Here is a 311-nt window from a genome sequence, read left to right as displayed (position 1 = left end):
ACCGAACTTGGCAGCCAGGTTGAAGGCAATGGCCAAATAACGCTGTTAGCAGGCCGAGATATCAACCTACAGGCTGCGAAGGTATTGGCGGGTGAGGCGCTGACGCTACGCGCGGGTCGAGACCTCACGCTAAGCAGTGGCCAGTCGCAACAGACGGTCACTGAGAATAGCCAGCAACGCAGCGCCGGGTGGTTATCCAGTAAAATGCAGACGCGGCATGAGAGTATCTCGACGACGCAGGCATTAGGCAGTGCGGTGGAAGGGGAGAGCGTCCATCTGCAGGCGGGAAATGATCTGACCTTAGCGGGCAG

At 58.5% G+C, this 311-nt stretch carries 1 protein-coding gene; it reads left to right on the top strand.

Translation table 11 applies throughout. The features are described from left to right. Window positions 1-311, top strand: a 311-nt coding sequence (locus HGT70_RS16495) for a hemagglutinin repeat-containing protein (protein ID WP_214196583.1), incomplete at both ends; no start/stop codon positions are given.

Source organism: Rosenbergiella collisarenosi, from assembly GCF_018494085.1.
Lineage (GTDB): Bacteria > Pseudomonadota > Gammaproteobacteria > Enterobacterales > Enterobacteriaceae > Rosenbergiella > Rosenbergiella collisarenosi.
Note: the sequence above shows the minus strand (reverse complement) of the source record. Positions and strands in the feature narration are given on the sequence as shown.